The organism is Streptomyces zaehneri (genome assembly GCF_032248645.1).
Taxonomy (GTDB): domain Bacteria; phylum Actinomycetota; class Actinomycetes; order Streptomycetales; family Streptomycetaceae; genus Streptomyces; species Streptomyces coriariae.
In genome coordinates, this window is sequence record NZ_JASTTJ010000020.1 from 60893 (window position 1) to 76503 (window position 15611).

15 protein-coding genes and 1 tRNA gene are annotated in these 15611 nt (G+C 72.2%); 7 read left to right on the forward strand and 9 right to left on the reverse strand.

The annotated features are described in order from the left end of the window. Window positions 1-27 precede the first annotated feature (27 nt). Both QQM72_RS28710 and QQM72_RS28715 read right to left on the reverse strand, forming a co-directional pair. Complete coding sequence (locus QQM72_RS28710) at window positions 28-897, reverse strand: RNA polymerase sigma-70 factor (protein ID WP_314223746.1); 870 nt, start codon at window positions 895-897, stop codon at window positions 28-30. Then, complete coding sequence (locus tag QQM72_RS28715; protein WP_314223747.1) at window positions 894-1472, reverse strand: carboxymuconolactone decarboxylase family protein; 579 nt, start codon at window positions 1470-1472, stop codon at window positions 894-896. Before QQM72_RS28715 ends, QQM72_RS28710 begins: the two co-directional genes overlap by 4 nt. Before the next feature lie 140 nt (window positions 1473-1612). On the opposite strand from QQM72_RS28715, the gene QQM72_RS28720 reads away from it, so the two are divergent. Beyond that, the gene (locus QQM72_RS28720; RefSeq protein ID WP_314223748.1) at window positions 1613-2623 is read left to right on the forward strand and encodes a bifunctional GNAT family N-acetyltransferase/NUDIX hydrolase; all 1011 of its coding nucleotides are present in this window, start codon (window positions 1613-1615) and stop codon (window positions 2621-2623) included. A gap of 138 nt (window positions 2624-2761) precedes the next feature. On the opposite strand, the gene QQM72_RS28725 is transcribed toward QQM72_RS28720, so the two are convergent. Continuing rightward, window positions 2762-4189 carry a M1 family metallopeptidase gene (locus QQM72_RS28725; RefSeq protein WP_314223749.1) on the reverse strand — a complete coding sequence of 476 codons (1428 nt, stop codon included), beginning with the start codon at window positions 4187-4189 and terminating at the stop codon, window positions 2762-2764. A gap of 58 nt (window positions 4190-4247) precedes the next feature. Here QQM72_RS28725 and QQM72_RS28730 point away from each other — a divergent pair, with 58 nt between their 5' ends. Then, on the forward strand, window positions 4248-4748 hold the full coding sequence (locus QQM72_RS28730; RefSeq protein WP_314223855.1) for a hypothetical protein: 501 nt from the start codon (window positions 4248-4250) through the stop codon (window positions 4746-4748). A 174-nt stretch (window positions 4749-4922) separates the two neighbouring features. Here QQM72_RS28730 and QQM72_RS28735 read toward each other — a convergent pair whose 3' ends face one another. Then, window positions 4923-5639, reverse strand: coding sequence for a pentapeptide repeat-containing protein (locus QQM72_RS28735; RefSeq protein WP_314223750.1), 717 nt, complete (start codon window positions 5637-5639; stop codon window positions 4923-4925). Between QQM72_RS28735 and QQM72_RS28740 the strand changes: the two genes are divergently transcribed. Together QQM72_RS28740 and QQM72_RS28745 are read left to right on the forward strand one after the other, a co-directional pair. Then, the gene (locus QQM72_RS28740) at window positions 5638-5865 is read left to right on the forward strand and encodes a zinc-binding dehydrogenase (RefSeq protein ID WP_314223751.1); all 228 of its coding nucleotides are present in this window, start codon (window positions 5638-5640) and stop codon (window positions 5863-5865) included. The genes QQM72_RS28735 and QQM72_RS28740 overlap by 2 nt on opposite strands. 84 nt (window positions 5866-5949) lie before the next feature. Beyond that, a complete protein-coding gene (locus QQM72_RS28745; protein ID WP_314223752.1) occupies window positions 5950-7446 on the forward strand; it encodes an MFS transporter in 1497 nt (498 codons plus the stop codon). A gap of 120 nt (window positions 7447-7566) precedes the next feature. On the opposite strand, the gene QQM72_RS28750 is transcribed toward QQM72_RS28745, so the two are convergent. From QQM72_RS28750 to QQM72_RS28760, 3 genes are all read right to left on the reverse strand, one after another. Further along, window positions 7567-8985 carry an NAD(P)/FAD-dependent oxidoreductase gene (locus QQM72_RS28750; protein WP_314223753.1) on the reverse strand — a complete coding sequence of 473 codons (1419 nt, stop codon included), beginning with the start codon at window positions 8983-8985 and terminating at the stop codon, window positions 7567-7569. A gap of 9 nt (window positions 8986-8994) precedes the next feature. Further along, complete coding sequence (locus tag QQM72_RS28755; RefSeq protein ID WP_314223754.1) at window positions 8995-9660, reverse strand: rhomboid-like protein; 666 nt, start codon at window positions 9658-9660, stop codon at window positions 8995-8997. Window positions 9661-9740: 80 nt separating this feature from the next. Then, window positions 9741-9814, reverse strand: a tRNA-Thr gene (locus QQM72_RS28760). 272 nt (window positions 9815-10086) lie between these two features. On the opposite strand from QQM72_RS28760, the gene QQM72_RS28765 reads away from it, so the two are divergent. From QQM72_RS28765 to QQM72_RS28775, 3 genes are all read left to right on the forward strand, one after another. Further along, the gene (locus QQM72_RS28765) at window positions 10087-11175 is read left to right on the forward strand and encodes an ABC transporter ATP-binding protein (RefSeq protein WP_314223755.1); all 1089 of its coding nucleotides are present in this window, start codon (window positions 10087-10089) and stop codon (window positions 11173-11175) included. Between the two features lie 210 nt (window positions 11176-11385). After that, window positions 11386-11856, forward strand: coding sequence for a hypothetical protein (locus QQM72_RS28770; RefSeq protein ID WP_314223756.1), 471 nt, complete (start codon window positions 11386-11388; stop codon window positions 11854-11856). Window positions 11857-11957: 101 nt separating this feature from the next. Next, on the forward strand, window positions 11958-12689 hold the full coding sequence (locus tag QQM72_RS28775) for a nucleotidyltransferase family protein (RefSeq protein WP_314223757.1): 732 nt from the start codon (window positions 11958-11960) through the stop codon (window positions 12687-12689). 157 nt (window positions 12690-12846) lie between these two features. On the opposite strand, the gene QQM72_RS28780 is transcribed toward QQM72_RS28775, so the two are convergent. Further along, the gene (locus QQM72_RS28780; RefSeq protein ID WP_314223758.1) at window positions 12847-14520 is read right to left on the reverse strand and encodes a DoxX family membrane protein; all 1674 of its coding nucleotides are present in this window, start codon (window positions 14518-14520) and stop codon (window positions 12847-12849) included. A 128-nt stretch (window positions 14521-14648) separates the two neighbouring features. Then, window positions 14649-15590 (reverse strand): 23S rRNA (guanosine(2251)-2'-O)-methyltransferase RlmB, encoded by a 942-nt coding sequence (rlmB, locus tag QQM72_RS28785; protein WP_314223759.1) that lies wholly within the window; start codon window positions 15588-15590, stop codon window positions 14649-14651. Window positions 15591-15611: the final 21 nt, after the last annotated feature.

Consider the following 15611-nt stretch of genomic DNA (forward strand, 5'->3'; position numbering starts at 1 on the left):
CGGCCACCCGGCCGGGGGCTCCGCGGCCTACCTGGCGAGTGCGGCCGGTTCGTCCAGCCGGGTCAGCTTCCGCGGGTTCCTCATCAGATAGACCCGGGTGACCAGCCCGTTCTCCACCACGACGCTCACCGCGGTCGGTTCGCCGTCGATGTCGATCCGGCCCGCGGGCGCGCCGTTGAGCCACACCGTCGTCGTGTCGCAGGCTCCCGCGACCAGCCGGTTCGCGCGCGCGAGCACCGCCGCCACCTGCTCGGCTCCACACACCGGAGCCAGCGCAGCAGCCGCGATCCCGCCGCCGTCGGCGATCATCACCACGTCCGGGGCCAGGACCTCCATCAGCTCCTGCAACCGCCCGGTGCGCAGCGAGTCCAGGAACCGCTCCAGCACGGCCCGCTGCTCCGCCCGGCTCACCCGCATCCGCGGCCGCCGGGCCGCCACGTGCTCGCGGGCCCGCCGCGCGATCTGGCGCACCGCGGCCACGGACTTCCCCGTCGCCGCGGCGATCTCGCCGTACGGCAGGTCGAAGACCTCACGAAGCACGAACACCGCCCGCTCCGTCGGTCCGAGCGTCTCCAGCACGGTCAGCATCGCGATCGAGACGCTCTCCGCGAGTTCGACGTCCTCGGCGACGTCGGGGCTGGTCAGCAGCGGCTCCGGCAGCCACTCGCCCACGTAGTCCTCGCGGCTGCGCGACAACGCGCGCAGCCGGTTGAGAGCCTGCCGCGTGACGATGCGTACGAGGTACGCCCGCGGGTCGCGCACCTGGGTGTGGTCCACCTCGGCCCACCGCAGCCAGGACTCCTGAAGCACGTCCTCGGCGTCGGCCGCCGACCCGAGCATTTCGTAGGCGACCGTGAACAGCAGGCTGCGGTGGGCGGCGAAGGGGGCCCCGGTCATGCCGTGGACGCCACCGGGGACTGCCCGGGACGGGCGGCCAGCGGAATGTCGCACGCGTCCGAGTAGCCCTGCGAGGTGATCCCCTGCGCCGCGTTGGTCCTGGCCGACAGGTTGGCGAAGCCGATGAGCACGGTGAGTTCGACCAGCGCCGCCCGGCCGAGCCGCTCCAGCAGACGCGCGGACAGCTCGTCGGTGACGGTCGGCGGCGTGTTCGTCATCGCCTCCGCGTACTCCAGCACGTCCCGCTCCAGCGGCGTGAACACGTCCGCCTCCCGCCAGCGCGGCACCTGGCTCGCCTTGCCCAGGTCCAGGTTCTGGTTCTGCGCCGCGAAGTAGTTGACGTCGAGGCACCAGCTACAGCCGATCTGCGCCGCGACGGCCATGTGCGCGAAGGTCTTGAGGCTCTCGTCGGCCGTGTTCCACTCGGCCGCCCTCGCCCCGAACTCCAGAGTGGCCATGGTGACCGCGGGGTTGTGGAACCCCACCTCAACGGGCTCGGGCAGTGCACCGAACCGCTTGATCAGGTTCTCCTTCAACTCGGTGGGAAGCTCCGCCTTCGGCATACGCGGTGTCATGGTGTTCTCCCTGTCTCGGGGACCGGTGCGGCCCGCTCGGCCTGCACAACGTGTCCGGCATGAAGACACCGCCGGGCCCGCGGATGTGACAGGCCGGCGCGGGACCCGTCGGACCGGGTGCGCCGACTAGCGTGTTTCCCATGCTTCTCGACCCCCTCCCCCTCACCCCCGACCGGGACATCCCCGCGCCCCTGCTCACCGAACTCACCGCGCTCTACGCCTCCCAGCACGCGTTCCACGCCCTCAGCGGTGACTTCCCCGACCCGGACGACATCCGGCCCGAGCAGGTGGCGGCGGCGCTCGCGCACGAGTTGGCGCACGAGGGTGTGGAGGTGCTGCTCGCCCGCAGTCAGGGACGGCTGATCGGGGTCGTGGTCACCCTCGACCGGCATCCCGACCCGGCCGATCCCGATCCGTGGGTCGGGTTGCTGATGGTGGACGCGGCCGTGCAGGGGCAGGGCCACGGCAGGCGGATCGTCCGGCAGGTCGAGGACCGCTTCCGGGAGGCCGGCCGCGATGCGCTGCGGCTCGCCGTGCTCGACGCCAACCCCAAGGGGCTCGCCTTCTGGACCGCCCTCGGATATCAGGTCATCGGGCACCGGCCCGACCTGCAACTCGGCCGTCCGTGCGCCGTGTTGCGCAAGCCGCTGCACGGGTCCCGCCGTGCCGCCCGGGTCGCCGTCGTCGATCCGCGGGGCGCCGTCCTCCTCTTCCGGTACCCCAACGCCGACGTCGGCATGTACTGGGCGCTGCCCGGCGGCGGCCTGGAGGAGGGCGAGTCGCCGCGCGAGGGGGCGCGGCGGGAACTGCGCGAGAAGACCGGGTGGGCGGACCTGGAGCCGGGACCCCTGCTGTGCACCTGGGAACACGACTTCACCCTCCCCGGCTCTCGGCTTCGCTCGAGCGGGGGGACCCCCACGGGCATCCTCGTGACCCAGCACGAGCACATCTACGTCTCCCCCGGCCCGCGTCGCGAACCCGCCGGGCCCGGCCTCGCGGCCGAGCATGCCAGGGACGGCATCCTCACCTGGCGCTGGTGGACGCGCGAGGAGCTCGCGCAGGAGGCGGAGCCGGTGTGGCCGCCCGGTCTCGCCCGGCTGCTCGACGCATGGGAGGCGGAGAGCGGCCACCGTCGTCCCGGACCGGCGTGACGGCTCACGGACGGGCAGGCTTGCCCTCCCGGTATCACGGGCGGGCTTGCCCTCCCGGTATCACGGGCGGGCTTGCCCTCCCGGTATCACGGGCGGGCTTGCCCTCCCGGTATCACGGGCGGGCTTGCCCTCCCGGTATCACGGGCGGGCGGGCTTGCCCTCCCCGTACAGCCAGTCCGCCCAGATCTCGTCGAAGTCCTCGTCCGGCGCCTGCTCCTCCACGAACGCCGTGAAGTCGTCGGTGTCGGCGCTGCCGTGGCGGTGGGCGGCGGCCCAGCCCTGGACGATGTCGTAGAAGGTGTCGGCGCCGACGGTCTGGCGGATGCGGTGGATCACCATCGCGCCGCGCTGGTAGACGGGGGGGTCGGAGACGTGTGCCGCGCTCGTCGGCTTCGCGGGCGGGAACGCCCACAGGTCCTCGTACTCGTCCTCGCCGTGGTCGTACAGCTGCGTGAACGTCTCCTCCGCCGTGGCGCCGCCCTCGTCCTCCGTCCACAGCCACTCGGCGTACGTCGCCAGGCTCTCGTTGAGCCACATGTCCTGCCAGCTCTTCGGCGTGACGGAGTCGCCGAACCACTGGTGGGCGATCTCGTGGACGAGGGTCGGGGTGTCCGGGGCGCCGGGGTGGACGGGACGGTTCTGGGTCTCCAGGGCGTAGTCGACGTCCTCGGGGCGGTCGACGATCGCGCCGGTGGAGGAGAACGGGTAGGGGCCGAAGTTGTTCTGCGCCCATTCCATGACCTCGGGGAGCCGGGCGAGCACCTTGCGGCTCGCGGCCACCTGGGACGGGTCCACGGCGACGTACACCGGCAGCCCGCCCTTCGCCGCGGAGCGGGTGACGGTGTAGCGGCCGATCGCGACGGTCGCCACATAGCTCGCCATCGGCTCGGCCGTGTGCCAGGCGAAGGTCGTGCTGCCGTCGTCCGCCGTCCTCTCACTGCGCAACTCGCCGTTGGAGACGGCCGTCAGGCCCTTCGGGACGGTGACGGCGATGTCGTACGACGCCTTGTCGGAGGGGTGGTGGTTGCCGGGGAACCAGGCCATGGAACCGGTCGGCTCACCGAGGGCGAGGGCTCCGTCAGCGGTGCGCAGCCAGCCCTCCTCCGAGCCGTCCGGGTCGGTGATCGTCCGCGGGCTGCCGGAGTAGCGGACCCGGACCTCGAAGGTCTCCCCGTCGGACAGGGCGTCGGGCGGCCGGACGACCAGCTCCTGGCCGTCGCGGCGGAACTCGGCCGCGTCGCCCTCGACGGTCACCTCCTCGACCTTCAGGCCCGCGAGGTCCAGGTCGAAGGCGGCGAGGTCCTCAGTCGCACGGGCGGTGACGACGGCCGTGCCGGTGAGCCGGTTGCCGTCGGGGGTGTAGGCGAGGGTGAGCCCGTAGTGGGAGACGTCGTAGCCGCCGTTGCCCGCCTTCGGGAAGTACGGATCGCCGACGCCCGGGGCACCCGAGGCGTCCCGGGCCTGGGCGCCCGAGGTGTCCGGCGCCCCCTCGTCGTCGCATGCGGTCAGGGCGAGCACGAGCGCCGCGGCGGCCACCGCCGGAACAAGGCGTACGGATCGGGACATGTCAGTGATCTTATGGGGACGGCCGGCCCCGGCGCGGGGGCGTGACACCATCGCCTACGTGCTCGACATCGGCTACGCCCTCTCCAACCGCTTCCCGGACCCGCCGCAGAAGGACTACCGGCGCGCGGACGTCCACAGCCTCCGCCACGACCTGTTCTGCGGCGACGTTTACCTCGCCGACACCAAGGCGGACCGTGAGGTGTCCACAGCCTGGGGATGGGTGCCGGTACTGGACTTCGCGTGGGCGCTGTGCGACATCGTGGAGCTGATCGACCAGGACCCGGCGGGCTCCCGCGCCTCCCGTCCGCAGTACGCGGAACTGGACTTCACCGAGTCCACCGACTGCATGCTGTTCGAGCGCCGCTTCGGCTGGGTGGACATCACGGCCGACTGGATGCCGACGGAGGAGCCCCCGCTCACCTTCTCCCACGCCGAACTCCGCCGCGAGGCCCGCGACTTCCTGCACGACCTCCTCGCCGACCTGACCGACCTGCACGAGGACCTGGCCGAGAACCCGGCGATCTGGACGTTGCAGGCCCGCTTCCCGCGGGTGGGTTAGGGCGTCGTCCTACGACGCTTCTTTTGGATCAGCCCGGGTCCGCGGCGCCGGGCACGGCACCTCGCGGCGTTGTCGCACGACCCGCGTACACCCATTACGCGGATCATGCCCCGCCTCGCGATGCACCGCACCGGACACCGCGGCCTGATCCGCCCCGATCCAGAAGAAACGCCCCTAGCCCTCCACCCTGAGCCCCAGTTCGGCAGCCAGCACGGGTGCCAGATCCAGCAGTTGGGCCGCGCTGATCACCGCGCCGGACAGACGGTCCACGCCGCCCGCGAGGCCCAGTTCCACCGCTCCGCGCAGGTCCACGTCCGCCAGGGTGGCCGCGGTGAAGTCGGCGGACTTCAGGGCGCAGTCCACGAACTCGACCCGTTCCAGACGGGCGCCGCCGAAGTCCGGCTCCACCAGGACGCACGACTCGAAGACCACGTCCCGCAGCCTCGCCTGCCGCAGGTTCAGGTAGTCGATCTTGCCGCCGCGGATCACGACCCGTTCCAGGACCGCGCCGTGCAACTGGGTGCCGCCCAGGCGGGCGTCGAGCAGCTCCACATCGCGCAGGGTCGCCTCCGCCAGGTCGGTGCCGACGCCCCGGATGCCGGTGAGGACCGAGTCGAGGAAGCGGGTGTGACGCAGCCTCGTCTCGTCCAGCGCGCAGCCCGTCAGGGCGCAGTCCATGAAGCGGGCGCCCCCGCCGTCCTGCCCGGCGAGGTCCTGCTCGCGGAACTCCACGCCGTCGTAGTCGCCGTCGGGCTCCAGCTCCCCGCCCCCGTACGGCTCGAGCGGCGGCAGCCGCATCTCCGGACGCCGCGCGCCCTTCACCGCCGCACCGGCCCTGCCGCCGGTGCCGCCGCCGGCCCTGCCGGTTCTCCCGGTCCCAGTCCTCACCATGCCCCCATGCTGCACCCCACCACCGACAATCCCCCTGCCCCTCCCCTCGGCCCTCCCCTCGGAGAAGGCGGGCGGCCTGCGGGCCCTGGAAGTCCGCGCCCTCGCCGAGGCGGCCGCCGGCCGGCTGACCCCGGCGGTGCGGACCTTCCCGCTCGCCGAGGCCGCCGCCGCGCACCGCGCGCTGGAGACCCGCGCAACGGCGGGAAAGGTCGTCCTGGTCCCATGACCCACCAGGGACAGCGGGCCCAGACCCACCAGGGGCAGCCGGTCCAGGGATGCGATAAGCACTGATTCATGGTGTTCTGTCGGAATGAGTGTCACCCGGACAGGTGAATCCTCCGCCGACACCGAACCCGATCCCCGCCGCTGGTGGGGCCTGGTGATCATCGCCCTCGCCCAGCTCATGGTCGTCCTGGACGCGACGATCGTGAACATCGCGCTGCCCTCCGCGCAGGAGGACCTGGGCATCTCCGACGGCGACCGCCAGTGGGTGATCACCGCCTACACCCTGGCCTTCGGCGGCCTGCTGCTGCTCGGCGGCCGCATCGCCGACCTGGTGGGCCGCAAACGCACGTTCGTCATCGGGCTCATCGGCTTCGCCGTCGCCTCCGCGCTCGGCGGGGCGGCCACCGGCTCGGGCATGCTGTTCGGCGCCCGCGCCCTCCAGGGCGCCTTCGCGGCCGTATTGGCCCCTTCCGCGCTCAGTCTCCTGACGACGACGTTCACCGACCCCAAGGAACGCGGCAAGGCCTTCGGCATCTACGGCGCCCTCGCCGGCAGCGGCGCCGCGATCGGCTTCATCGTCGGCGGCCTGCTCACCGAGTACCTCGACTGGCGCTGGTGCCTGTACGTCAACGTGCCCATCGCCGTCGTCGCCGTGTTCGGCGCCCTCGCGCTGCTGCACGACCGCCCCGGCCACGCGGACGTCCGTCTCGACGTGCCCGGCGCGGTGCTGGGCTGCGGCGGCCTGGTCGCGATCGTCTACGGCTTCAGCGAGGCGGAGCCGCGCGGCTGGACCGACCCCCTGGTGCTGGGGCTCTTCGCGGGCGGGATCGTCCTGCTCACGGCGTTCGTGTGGTGGCAGACGAAGGCGCGGGTGCCGCTGCTGCCCCTGCACATCATCAGGGAACGCAACCGCGCGGGCTGCTTCCTGACCATGGGCCTGGCCATCATCGGGATGTTCGGACTGTTCCTGTTCATGACCTACTACCTCCAGGTCATCCTCGGCTACTCCCCCCTGAAGACGGGCCTCGCCTTCCTCCCGCTCACCCTGGCGATCATCATCGGCTCCACCCAGATCTCGGCCCGGCTGATGAACCGGGTGCCGCCGCGCATGCTGATGGTCCCCGGCATGCTCCTCGCCTCGGGCGGCATGGTGATCCTGACCCAGATGACGGTGGACTCCTCCTACACCAGCGAGATCCTGCCCGCCCTGCTCCTGATGGGCCTCGGCATGGGCCTGACCTTCATGCCGGTCTTCTCCACGGCCACCGCCGGGGTCGCCCCGCAGGACGCCGGCGTCACGTCCGCCACCGTCAACACCTCACAGCAGGTGGGCGGCTCCATCGGCACCGCGCTGCTCAACACGATCGCCACCACCAGCAGCACCGCCTACGTCTCGGCCCATCTGACCGGCCCCGCGCGCCGGGCCCAGGTCGCCGCGGAGGCCACCGTGCACGGCTACACGGTGGCCATCTGGTGGGCCGCCGGAATCATGCTGCTGGCCGGCCTGGTGGCGGGCCTGATGGTCACCACCGGCCCCCCGAGACACGCCCCGGCGGCGGCCGTACCGGAATCGGTGGCCTGACCGCCCCACCCCGCCCCCGACGGGCCGGGAGCGGTAAGGGGTCGGGGGCCGCGGTTCGGTTCAGGGCCTGCGTCAGTGCCCGCGTCGATGCCCGCGTCGATGCCCGCGTCGATGCCCGCGTCAGTGGCGCCCCGCCACCCGGTCCGCGACCCGCGCCAGTCGTGAGGACCCCGCCGCGTGGCGCTCCGTCTCCCGCCGGTCCGCCGCCCGGTAGGTCGCGTACATGCCCCGCACCCCCAGCCAGCGCAGCGGCTCCGGCTCCCACCTGCGCACCTTGTGGCCGACCCAGGGAAGGTCGGTGAGGTCGGTGCGGCCCTCCTGGCCCGAGTCGAGCCGCACCAGGTCCCGCAGGGTCCGCGCGGCCAGGTTCGCGGTGGCGACGCCGGAGCCGACGTATCCGCCCGCCCAGCCGAGGCCCGTGGCCCGGTCCAGCGTGACCGTCGCGCACCAGTCGCGCGGCACGCCCAGCACCCCGGACCAGGCGTGCTCGACCCGCACCCCGGCCAGCGCCGGGAAGAACCCGACCAGGATGTCGCGCAGCGCCCTTGCGGTCTCGAGCTGCGTGCGTCCGTCGTCGTCCGTCCGCGAGCCGAAGCGGTAGGGCACCCCGCGCCCGCCGAGCGCGATCCGGCCGTCCTCGGTGCGCTGGGCGTACATGTAGGCGTGCGCCATGTCGCCGAGCGCCTCCCGCCCCGACCAGCCGACCGCCGCCCACTGCTCGTCGGTGAGCGGCTCGGTGGCGATCATCGAGGAGTTCATGGGCAGCCAGGTCCGCCGCTCGCCCTTCAACGCGGCCGTGAACCCCTCCGTGCAGCGCAGCACGTACGGCGCCCGCACGGTCCCGTACGGCGTCACCGCCCGGCCCGGGAGGATCTCCGTCACCGGGGTCGACTCACGGATCTCCACCCCCAGCGCCTCCACGGCCGCCGCGAGCCCCTTGACCAGCTTCACCGGGTGCACCCGCGCGCCGTGCGGGGTCCAGCTCGACCCCACGGCGCCCGCCACCCGCACCCGCTCGGCCGTCTCCCGGGCGCCGTACAGCTCGCGGTCCCGCTCCCCGTACGACAGCTCGTGCGCGTGGAAGTCCCTCAGCCGCGCCAGCTGCGCGGGGGTCCGGGCCACCTCCAGCACCCCGCCCTGGTGGACACCGGCGTCGAAGCCCTCCTCCGTCACCGCCCGGACGACCTCGTCGACGGTGTCGTTCATCGCCCGCTGGAGCCGTACGGCGGCCTCGTGGCCGTGCAGCTTCGCGTACCGGTCCCGGCCCGCGACGCCGTTGTACAGCCAGCCGCCGTTGCGCCCCGAGGCGCCGTATCCGCAGAACCTCTGCTCCAGGACGGTGATCCGCAGGAAGGGCGCCGCCTTCTTCAGGTAGTACGCCGTCCACAGTCCCGTGTACCCGCCGCCGACGATCACGACGTCGGCGCCGGCGTCACCGGCGAGCGGCTCCCGCACCGCCGGAAGGCCGTCGTCCGCGTACCAGAAGGAGATGCCGCCATTGACGACGCCGTCCACGACACCGCTTGCCGAGCTGCTCATGGCCGGACGTTAACCCGGCGGCACGGGCACTGTCTCCTTCGGATTCCGTTGTCTTTCGCGCCCTCTGACCAGCGGATAACACGCCAGCCCGATGAGGACGGAGACGAAGTGGCCGAGGTCCGTGAACGTCGGTTCGGCGGTCAGCGGGAAACCGTAGAAGACGAGCACGGCCGCGAGATACCCGTACCGCCAGGGCGGACCGATGCGGTAGACGAGCACCGCCACCACGCCCGACAGCGCGTAACTCACCCCGACGTCGAGGGTGTCGGCCGCCGACTGCGGGGCGAGCCCGTCCCTGATCGCCTTCGCCAGCGCCCCCTCGCTGATCAGCGTCGCCAGCACATGGGCGGCCGCGCACACCGCCAGCCACCGAGCGGTGCCCAGCCACCGCTCGGCCCGGGCGTGGAAGACGGAGTACAGCACCGCGTACGGCAGCCAGTACCCGCCGTCGATCCACATCGCGCTCGCCACCAGCACCCGCACCGGGTGCCGGGACAGCTCATGGATGTTGGTGGACCGCTGCCGCAGGAACTCCTGCTCGAACTCCGGCGACATGTGGTGCAGAGCCACCGTGGTGACGAACAGGACCGCCAGCCACACCCAGGTGCCGGGCGCGCTGCGGACGTACGCCCACACCGCCCGCCGGACGCCGGAAAGCCCGCAGAGCCGTCTCACCCGGCCCAGTATCGGCGAATCACCGGTCGCGGGCAGGGGAAAGCCCAGGTCGCACAAGAGCTGACCTGGGCTTTTCGGAGAGCCCCCTGTCGGATTCGAACCGACGACCTGCTCATTACAAGTGAGCTGCTCTGGCCAGCTGAGCTAAGGAGGCATCGCGCACCACCACACGCACGCGAGGGCGGGACCACTGTACACAGCCCCGCTTTCCCCGGGCCACGGACTTGTGCGGTCCGCGCGGCTCTGACCAGCGGGCGACTCCGCCCCCCTCGGAAGTTTCCGCGAAGTTCACATGCCTCCGGGTACTGACAGACCGGGAAACGCCAGGTACCGTCCTGACCCAGTTCGCTCATGTGGACTACACCAACCACCTTCCTACAACGGATCGTCCGGCACGTTCCTGCCGGTAGAAGGGGGCCCTTCACCATGGCCACTGTCACGTTCGACAAGGCGACCCGGATCTACCCGGGTTCCACCAAGCCCGCCGTCGACGCTCTCGAGATCGACATCGCGGACGGCGAGTTCCTCGTCCTGGTCGGCCCGTCCGGCTGCGGCAAGTCCACCTCGCTCCGCATGCTCGCGGGGCTCGAGGACGTCAACGGCGGTGCGATCCGCATCGGCGACCGCGACGTCACGCACCTGCCGCCCAAGGACCGGGACATCGCCATGGTGTTCCAGAACTACGCCCTCTACCCGCACATGTCGGTCGCCGACAACATGGGCTTCGCGCTCAAGATCGCCGGCGTCAACAAGGCGGAGATCCGGCAGAAGGTCGAAGAGGCCGCGAAGATCCTCGACCTCACCGAGTACCTGGACCGCAAGCCGAAGGCCCTCTCGGGTGGTCAGCGCCAGCGTGTCGCGATGGGCCGCGCCATCGTGCGTGAGCCGCAGGTCTTCCTCATGGACGAGCCGCTGTCCAACCTGGACGCCAAGCTCCGCGTCTCGACGCGTACGCAGATCGCCTCGCTGCAGCGCCGCCTCGGCATCACCACCGTCTACGTCACCCACGACCAGGTCGAGGCCCTCACCATGGGCGACCGCGTGGCGGTCCTCAAGGACGGTCTGCTCCAGCAGGTCGACACCCCGCGCAACATGTACGACCGGCCCGCGAACCTCTTCGTGGCCGGCTTCATCGGCTCCCCGGCGATGAACCTCGTCGAGGTGCCGATCGCCGACGGCGGCGTGAAGTTCGGCAACTCGGTGGTCCCGGTCCAGCGTGACGCGCTCTCCGCCGCCACCGACAAGACGGTCACCGTCGGTGTCCGCCCCGAGCACTTCGACGTGGCCGGCCCCGACGGCGACCAGGGTCTCGCGGTCGTCGTGAACGTGGTCGAGGAGCTCGGCTCCGACGCCTTCGTCTACGGCACCGCGAAGGTCGGGGACGAGACGAAGGACCTCGTGGTCCGCGTCGGCGGCCGTGCCGTCCCGGAGAAGGGCAGCACGCTGCACGTCGTCCCGCGCGCGGGCGAGACCCACGTCTTCTCGACGTCGACGGGTGCCCGTCTCTCCGACTGAGCCGGTTTGAACCCGGGCGATTCACCCGGGTTGATGAAAAGGGCCCCGCAGCCTGCTGCGGGGCCCTTTTCCCTGCCCGCGAAAATCCCCGGCACAGCGGACATTTCGACCGAGGTCCGTCAACCCCTTACCCAAAAGGGGGCACGGCTTCATCCCCCGTCCGGGTGACTCAACGTCGCCAAATCATCACTGCACGCTACCCTCTCACGCGTGAAGCACTCCGCGAACCACTCCACCACCCAGCGCACGCGCCGCGGCCAGGGCGGCCCAGCCCGCCGGATCGGCCGCTCGCTCGCCCTCGTCCTGCCCGTCGTCATGGTGCTCTCCGGGACCCTCGCGGTCACCCGGGTCAACTGGTCGGGGAACCCATCGGATTCGGTGCTCACCGCCTCCGAGGTCTCCGCCGCGCAGCAGTCCTCGCACCAGGCCGCCAAGGCCCCGCAGGACGTGCTGCGCGACCAGTTGCTGACCGAGCTCCAGGAGAAGGATCCGGGCGTCGCCCTGACCCACCTCCAGGCCGCCGTGAACGGCAAGCCGTCGCTGGCGAAGCACTGCTCCTCCATCGCCCGCGCCCTGGGCCGGGCGGCCGTCCGCGTGTACGGCCCCTCGCGCGCCCAGTCGTACGCCCGCCCGGTGTGCGACACGGCCTTCGCCTCCGGCGTCCTGGCGGCCCGGGGCTGAGCCACCGGGCCGCCGGGTCGGCCCGTAGCGACCGGGGCGTGCGGTTCCCTCCCGTCGGGGGAGCCGCACGCCCCGCAACAAGCGGCACGTACAGTGCGGGCATGACCGATCCGCATGCCGCGTCCCGCCCCACGCAAGCCGTCATCCTGGCCGGTGGCCAGGGATCCCGGCTGCGTCCGTACACCGACGACCGGCCCAAGCCGATGGTCGAGATCCCCGGCACGGGGACGCCGATCATCGGCCATCAGCTCGTCTGGCTCGCCGAGGAGGGCGTCACCGACGTCGTCGTCTCCTGCGGCCACCTCGCCGAGGTCCTCCAGGACTGGCTGAAGTCGGCCGACCTGCCCGTCAAGGTCACCACCGTCGTCGAGACCGAGCCCCTGGGCCGCGGCGGCGGGCTGAAGTACGCGGCCGCCCACCTGCCTCACCCCGACCGGCCCTGGTACGCCACCAACGGCGACATCTGGACCCGCTTCTCGCTGCGCGAGATGGCCGACTTCCACACCGAGCGCGACGCCATAGCGACCCTCGCGCTGGCGCGTCCGCGCATTCCGTGGGGTGCGGTGCAGACGGACGGGTTCGGCCACATCACGGACTTCATCGAGGCGCCGCCGACCACGTACGAGATCAACGCGGGCGTCTACGTCTTCTCCCCCGCCTTCGCCGGCCTGCTCCCCGAGCGCGGGGACCACGAGCGGACGACGTTCCCGCACCTCGCCCGCGAACTGCGGCTGGCCGGGTTCCCGCTCCCGCAGGGGGCGTACTGGCGGGCCATCGACACCGCGAAGGACCTCACGGAGGCGGCGAAGGAACTGGCGGCGCTCAGTCGCTGAGTCGCTCCGGTGGGGGCGCGGTCCAAGCGGTTCATCGTCGGCTACCGGCCCGGTGGGGTCTGGTGACGCAGTTCCCCGCGCCCCCTGAAAGGGCAGAAAGGCCAGGGTGCCGTGCGCTTGTCGGCGCACGGCACCCTGGCCTTTCTGCGGTTCCGCCCTACCCGAGCAGGCCGCCCACCAGGCCCGGCTGGCCCGAGGAGGACGAGCCGCCGTCCGAGCCGTCACCGCCGCCGCTCGTCGAACCGCCCGAGGTGGCTGAGCCACCGGAGGACGGGCCGGAGCTGGTGGCGGGCGCCCGCTCCACGGGAGCGGACCTCTCCGGAGGGGCCTCGCCCGCGGTGCCCTGCGTCTGGCTCGGCGCGCCGGCGTCGCCGCCGGTGGCGCCGGAGTCCCGCGCCTCGGAGGGCTCGCTGTCCGTACCCGCCGTCGGGGCCGCCGAGGTGGCGCCCTGGGTGGGCGAGCTGGACGCGGCGGGCTGCCGGGACGCCTTGTGCCTGCCGGACTTCTCCGGCAGCGGCGAGCCGGGCAGCTCGTTGCGCGGGGGCTCGCCCGGGCCGGGGACGACCACCCGGTCGGCGTCGCGGACGGCGCCGCCGAGCAGCGAGCCGACGAGCAGGGTGAGCCCGACGGCGATCGCGGTCACCAGGGCGCCACGACGCAGCACGTAACGGCGCAGCTCCCACAGGTCGGAGCGCGGACCGAGCCGGCGCCACGCACCGGCGGCGAGCCGGCCGTCCACCGAGTAGACGGGGGCGCCGGCGATGATCAGCGGCGACCAGGCGGCGAGGTAGATGATGTCGGGGGTGTCGTAGACCGGGACGCTCTTCCAGCTGACGGTGACGATGAGCGCCGCCGAGAGCCCGGCGCCGACGACCGCGGCGACCCGCTGCCAGCAGCCCAGGACCGTCAGGACGCCCACCACGACCTGGAGGAAGGCGATGACGAGGCCCGAGCCGACGGGGTGGTGCAGGGCGAACTGACGCAGCGGCTCGGCCACTTCCCACGGGTGCAGGGTGTTGAGCCACTTCACCATGGAGCCGCGCTTGCCGCCGTCGAAGTAGACGGGGTCGCAGAGCTTGCCCATGCCGGCGTAGATGGAGATGAAGCCAAGGAAGACGCGCAGCGGGAGCAGGACCACGCCGAGGTTCATCCGGCGGCCCGGGTAGTAGGCGTGCCGGGCGGGGTCGTCGCTCTGCCGCCGGCTCCGCGGCGCCGGGTCCGGGTCGACGTCGGCTTCCCCGAAGTCCTCGAACTGGCCGTCGTCGTAGGCGGGTTCGTCGTAGGCGCTGCCGACGCCGCGCATGTGGGGCAGGATCCGCTGCTCGCCGTCGACGGGCGTCCGCTGGGCGCCGACGATCGGGGTCTCGAGGGTCTGCCCGGCGAGGTCGCCGGCGTACCCGCGCCCGCGGTCGCCCATGCCGACGCGGGGGATGACCTGGGTGGCTCCGGCGTCGGCACCGGGCGGTTCGCCGTGGCCGACGCTGCCTGCCCGCACGGCCTGCAGCAGTCGGTGGGCGCCGGTGTCGTCCGGGGCGGACTTGCCGCTCCAGACGACGGCCCGCCGACGGCCACCGGAAGCGGCGCCCGCTCTGCCGGCCGCCCCGACGGCGGCCATGCGCGCGGTGTCATCGATGGCGCTCACATGCCGGGCGATCCGCGGGGATTGGTTACGCCGCGCCGACGCGCCCAGCTGCACGCGGAAGCTCACGTGGCTGACGATGATCTGCGCCGGATCGCTCGGCACCTTCACCATGCTCAGCGCGGGAGCGTCGTCGAATCCCGACGAGCGGTCCCCCGTGGGTGTGCGGGGTGTTCTGGTGTCCACACTCATCTAACCGAGTGACGTGTGTTTAGGACACTGCTTTGACCCGCCGGATCTGTCCGGACTCCGTCAAGGTCGCACTACTCGCCGGGATTAACCCGTCCGAGTGAATTCCCCGCACACCTGCCGGGAGGGCGTCAGCCCCGGCGCCGAGCCGCCTCGTACAGCACGATCCCGGCCGCCACACCCGCGTTGAGGGATTCCGCGCCACCCGGCATCGGGATCCGCACCCGGAAATCACAGGTCTCGCCGACCAGGCGCGAGAGTCCCTTGCCCTCGCTGCCGACGACGATGACGACCGGGCCGTCCAGGGCCTTCAGCGTGCCGACCTCGTGCTCGCCGTCGGCGGCCAGGCCGACGACCGCGATACCGGCCTTCTTGTAGGCCTCCAGGGCGCGGGTGAGGTTGGTGGCGCGGGCGACCGGGGTACGGGCGGCCGCACCCGCGGACGTCTTCCAGGCGCCGGCCGTCATACCGGCGGCGCGGCGCTCGGGGACGACGACGCCGTGACCGCCGAAGGCGGAGACGGAACGGACGACGGCACCCAGGTTGCGCGGGTCGGTCACGCCGTCGAGGGCGACGATCAGCGGGTCCTCGCCGTGGTCGTAGGCCGTCGACACCAGGTCCTCGGGGTGCGCGTACTCGTACGGCGGGACCTGCAGCACCAGGCCCTGGTGGTTGAGGCCGTTGGTCATGCGGTCCAGCTCGGGACGCGGGGCCTCCATGAGGTGGATGCCACCGCGCTCGGCGGCGAGCTGGAGCGCCTCGCGCACCCGCTCGTCGTTGTCGATGAACTGCTGCACGTACAGCATCGTCGCGGGCACGCCCTCGCGCAGCGCCTCGACGACGGAGTTGCGGCCGACGACCATCTCGGACGTGCCCTTGCCGCCACGGCCGCGCTGTGCGGGCCGGCGCACGGCCTGCTTCGCCTTGGCGGTCGCGATGCGGTTCGCCTTGTGCTTCTTGCGCATCTCGGCGGGCGGGGTGGGACCCTTGCCCTCCAGGCCCCGGCGCCGCTGGCCGCCACTGCCGACCTGCGCGCCCTTCTTGCCGGACATGCGGCGGTTGTTGGCTGCCATGAGTCTCTCGTCTCCGTGAGC